Source organism: Arthrobacter sp. Bi26 (genome assembly GCF_918697925.1).
Classification (GTDB): Bacteria; Actinomycetota; Actinomycetes; order Actinomycetales; family Micrococcaceae; genus Arthrobacter.
In genome coordinates this window covers 1-4230 of sequence record NZ_CAKKMF010000169.1, presented here as the reverse complement: position 1 = coordinate 4230, position 4230 = coordinate 1, and the positions used below count along the sequence as shown (strand labels likewise).

Genomic DNA, 4230 nt, shown 5'->3' with positions numbered 1-4230 from the left:
TTGGCACGCCTTGGGCCGCGACGTCCGCTTAGTCTTGCCGGCTAAAGACAATTTCTCCATCCACCCAGGTCGACTCGATCGGGAGCCCGATGATGTCGTCGGCGGAAACCAAGAGTGGATCGTCGGCCCATACCGCGAGGTCGGCCTTGTTGCCGGGCCGGATGGTTCCTTGGTCATGGTCTCCTTGGGCCTCGGCGGCCCAGACCGAGAAGCCCTTGAGCGCTTCGAGCGCTGTCAACCTCTGTGAAGGTTCAAAGACGGGCGCATCGGTCCGGCCCGGGATCCGACGCAGGCGGGCCCATGCCATGCCGATGCGCGCGTCGTACTGAGCCACTGGCCAATCCGAGCCCAGCGCAACCGGAGCGCCTGAATCTATGACGTCGCGGATCCTCCAGGCCCGTTTCGATCGCTCGACCCCCAAACGACTGGACCATGAATCGGATCCGTCCGCCTTTCGCCACTGCATGTGCAGGGGCTGCATTGATGCTGTGATGCCCGCCGCGGAAAGACGTGCAAGATCCCTATCCGCAAGGCATTCCAGGTGCTCAATGCGGTGCGGAGCTCCTCGGCGGGACCGCACGCCGGCCGAGACATAGGCGTCGATCGCAGCACCGATGGCTCGATCACCGATAGCGTGCGTCGCGACTTGAAATCCTGCATCGCCATATTGTTTGACGGTTGCAGCATAGTCCGCCGGGTCGGGCCAGAATGATTTCAGTCCGCCGCCCAACGTGTCCGGTTCATAGAGCCAACCGGTTCCCGTATCGATAACACCATCAAGCAAGAGTTTGACGAGCCCACCGCGCCAGCGGCGACCCTGTCGATCCTTCGACAAAAGGTATGACCGCGCTTCCTCGGCAGCCAGGCCAGGGCTGTGCTCGAGTGCGCAAACCAGCCTGACCGGCAGACCCGGTCCGGTGCTATCGATCTTGTCGATGAAATCGAGCGAAGCAGTATCGCCATCCATGATCGTTCCCGAGGTGATGCCGGTTCTCGACAGGCAAGAGATCAGCTCCCGTGCCCTCTCAACGGCCTGCACTGCAGAAAGAGCCGGCGCGGTGGATCCCACCAATTCGTAGGCAGTGGATTCCCGCAACTCTCCGGTTGGGTTGCCTGCCTCGTCAACAACAATCTCTGACATGTCGCAAAACCGGCGCCCACCCGTGATGCCACTCAATCTCAGAGCTTCTTTGCTCGCCAGCGCGGTATGAAGATCAAACAGGAGAATGTACGTCGGCAGGCCGTAGACCGATTCCTCAATCAGGTCAGCGGATATTCGCCTTCCTGCAAAGACGCCGTAGTCAAGGTTCCATCCCCGGACCCACCCCGCTGAGTTCTCCGAAAGCACTCTGGCTGCTTCGGTGCGCAGGGCGGCGAGGAAACCGTCGAAAGTAGACACTGAGCCGAGATCGACGCCGACCGTGATTTCCGACCCTTGGATGGGATGGATGTGCCCGTCAATGAGCCCCGGCGTGATTGTCTGGCCGTTCGCATCGTGCACTTGGGTGCGTGGACCGCGATGTTCGCCAAGAAGGTGTTTGCCACCAGCGGCGAGGATCCTGCCGTTCGCGATGACGATTGTGCTGGCAGATGGCTGCCTTGGATCGAGTGTGTGCACCTTGGCATTGACGATGACAGTGTCCGCGGTTCTGAGGTTAGATGGCATCAGACTTCCCATGATTTTGAGTATTGAGCGTGTTTGCCGACGACTGTTGACGGGATCAGGGGTGCGTACCTCCGGAGGGGGCCGGAGGTACGCACCGGGCGTTGTAGGGGCGCTGCCTTATGCGGGTGTCAGAACCTCGAGGCGCTGAATTGTTTCGCGCGTGAAGCGTCGGGGTCCGAAGTGCTCCAGGCCGGGGGTTGGAAATGCGCTCCGCCGTACATCGGGTATGACAGGATCCCCTGCTGGTCGTGGAGCTGTGCCCAGGGCCGGTTGATGCCGTGGGTTCCGTAGCGGCGGACCTGTGTGACCCGGTCGAGATCAAGGACTCCGTAGAGGATTTCCTCGCCTCCTCTGGCGTGCTGCATGATGGTGCCTTCCGGGTCCACGATGACGCTTTCCCCGACTGCTGATGGGTCAGCGCCGTTGACGTTGACGACGTAGACCTGGTTTGCGAAGGCATTGGCACGTGACATCACGATTTCCATTTCCCTGTCCCGGGTCGTGGTCAGGGTGGGCTGGATGATGACTTCCGCTCCGAGCCATGCCAGTTGCCGGGCGACCTCGGGAAAGCTTCCATCGAAGCAGATGGCGAGGCCTACGCGTCCCCGGTCCGGGATGTCGAAGGTCACGAACGAACCGCCCGGCGTCGTTGTTTCGAACGGGCGCCAGGGAAAGAGCTTCCGGTACCGGGCCACGATCTCGCCTTCGGGGGAGACAGCGATTGCCGTGTTGTAGGTGTTTCCGCCGTCGGTTTCCAGCAGGGATCCGGGCACGAGCCAGACCCCCAGGCGGCGGGCCAGCTCCGCGATCCGGTCGGTGAGCGCGCTGGGGATGGGGCCGGCCGAGCGGGTTTCGCCCTCAGGGTCCGGGATCAGGAATTCCCCGGGTGCTGCGAGCAGAAGTTCGGGTGCGACGATGATGTCGACGTCAGGTCCGAGCTCTTTGGCGGTTTCGGCCTGGGCGGCGAAGCGTTCCCAGGTTGCTTCGACGTCGTAGGGAACGGGTTTCGTTTGGATTGCTGCAATGGATAGGACGCGCATTTATGCCTCGGTTTCGCTGCTCAGGATGGATTGCAGTTCGTTGCGGGTGGAGAAAGTTCCCCGGGGGATCGTTTGCCCGTAAAAGTAGGGCCGGAGTCTGGGGCGGATGATGGCAATGACCAGAACACCTAGCGCCAGGGCGCCGATTCCGATCCAGAACACGGTTCCGATGCCAAGCCAGGAGAGCCCGGCGTATTCGGGGGACATCATGTCGACGGCGCTGTACGCAAACGCTCCTGTCATCAGAAGGGCGCCCAGACCCGGAAGGATGCCCTTCAGGACAAGGGCTGAGGCGGACGTGCGCATCTGGGGAGCAAAATACACGACGCAGGCCAAGGCCGTCGCGGCGTAGTAGGCGGCGATCATCAGGCCGACTGAAAGTATGGCCAGGCCGATGAAGTCGGCGCTGATCGCTGTCAGAAGCAATGTCACGGCAATGCTCAGGAGCGCCCACCAGAGGATTGACGTGGTGGGTGTCCCCCTGGACGTATGCATCTTCGTGGTGGCCGCGGGCAGTGCGCCGTAAGTTCCCATGCTGAGCCAGGACCGGGGGTTGCTAACCGCGACCGTCATTAGGGCCGCCAAGGCCGAGATGCCGACGGCGAGGATGATGATCTGCCCGAAGAAGCCGCCGGTGGCTTGGGGGCCGAGCACAGACAGGACGTCCGAGACGGTTGCGGGGTCCGTGATGCCTGCGATCCCGGCAAAGCCGACGGCGGCCGTCGCGGTCACGACGTAGAAGAACAGAAGTATCACGGTGGTGATGACCACGGCCCGCCCGGGTGTTCCTTTGCGGTCGGTCGTTTCCTCATTGACCGCGATCAGCGCGTCCCAGCCCCAGTAGATGAACAGACACAGGATGACGCCGTGGACCAGGCCGGAGAGATCGCCGGAGGCAAAGGGATTGAACCAGTCCAGCCTTGGCTGCTCCGCACCTTCCGCCGCGGTGCCGGCGGCCATGGCAGTAAAGGCCCCGATGCAGAAGCCGCCCAGGGCAATCAGCTGCAAGGCAATCAGCGCGTATTGGAGCCACGCGGAGAGTTCAATTCCCCGGGCCGCCACAACGCCGCTCAGCGCGATCAGCCCGCACGCGATGGCGGCGATGATGACCGGTTGGGAAGCTGCCCAGCCGAGCCCCAGGAAGGTCAGAAGATACGTCGTGGCAACCTGCGCCAGGGCCGCGCTGGAGATGAAGGTGGCAATCTGGGGGACCCAGCCACCGAAAAACCAGCCCGTCCCCGGGCCGAAGACACGCGAGATCCACACGAATACCCCGCCACAATCAGGCATTTCCCGGTTGAGATCCCGGAAGGCGAAGGCCGTGAACAGGATCGGCACGAATCCCAGAAGGAACGCCGCGGGTGTGCTCGACCCGACCGCCAGGACAACGAAACCCAGGGTCACCGCGAGGCTGTACGCCGGGGCCACAGCGGCAAGACCCAATGCCACCGTCGGGCCGATACCGATCGATCCGGCCTTCAATCCCTTGCTCGCAGCGGCAACCGGAACGGCGGGGGGTGGAAC

The 4230-nt window shown here is 62.8% G+C and carries 3 protein-coding genes; all 3 read right to left on the bottom strand.

Annotated features, from left to right (window positions below; all coding sequences use genetic code 11):
* Positions 1 to 28: 28 nt before the first annotated feature.
* Entirely contained in the window at positions 29 to 1678 is a 1650-nt protein-coding gene (locus tag LQV16_RS22960) for an amidohydrolase (protein ID WP_229996144.1), read from the bottom strand.
* A 116-nt stretch (positions 1679 to 1794) separates the two neighbouring features.
* Positions 1795 to 2706 (bottom strand): carbon-nitrogen hydrolase family protein, encoded by a 912-nt coding sequence (locus LQV16_RS22955; RefSeq protein ID WP_229996143.1) that lies wholly within the window; start codon positions 2704 to 2706, stop codon positions 1795 to 1797.
* Positions 2707 to 4230: APC family permease (locus LQV16_RS22950; RefSeq protein ID WP_229996142.1), on the bottom strand; the 1524-nt coding region annotated here is incomplete at its 5' end. It lies immediately after the preceding gene.

Excerpts from the sequence above, each read along its gene's own strand:
- LQV16_RS22960 (WP_229996144.1), bottom strand. The coding sequence starts at position 1,678 with ATGGGAAGTCTGATGCCATCTAACCTCAGAACCGCGGACACTGTCATC.
- LQV16_RS22955 (WP_229996143.1), bottom strand. The coding sequence starts at position 2,706 with ATGCGCGTCCTATCCATTGCAGCAATCCAAACGAAACCCGTTCCCTAC.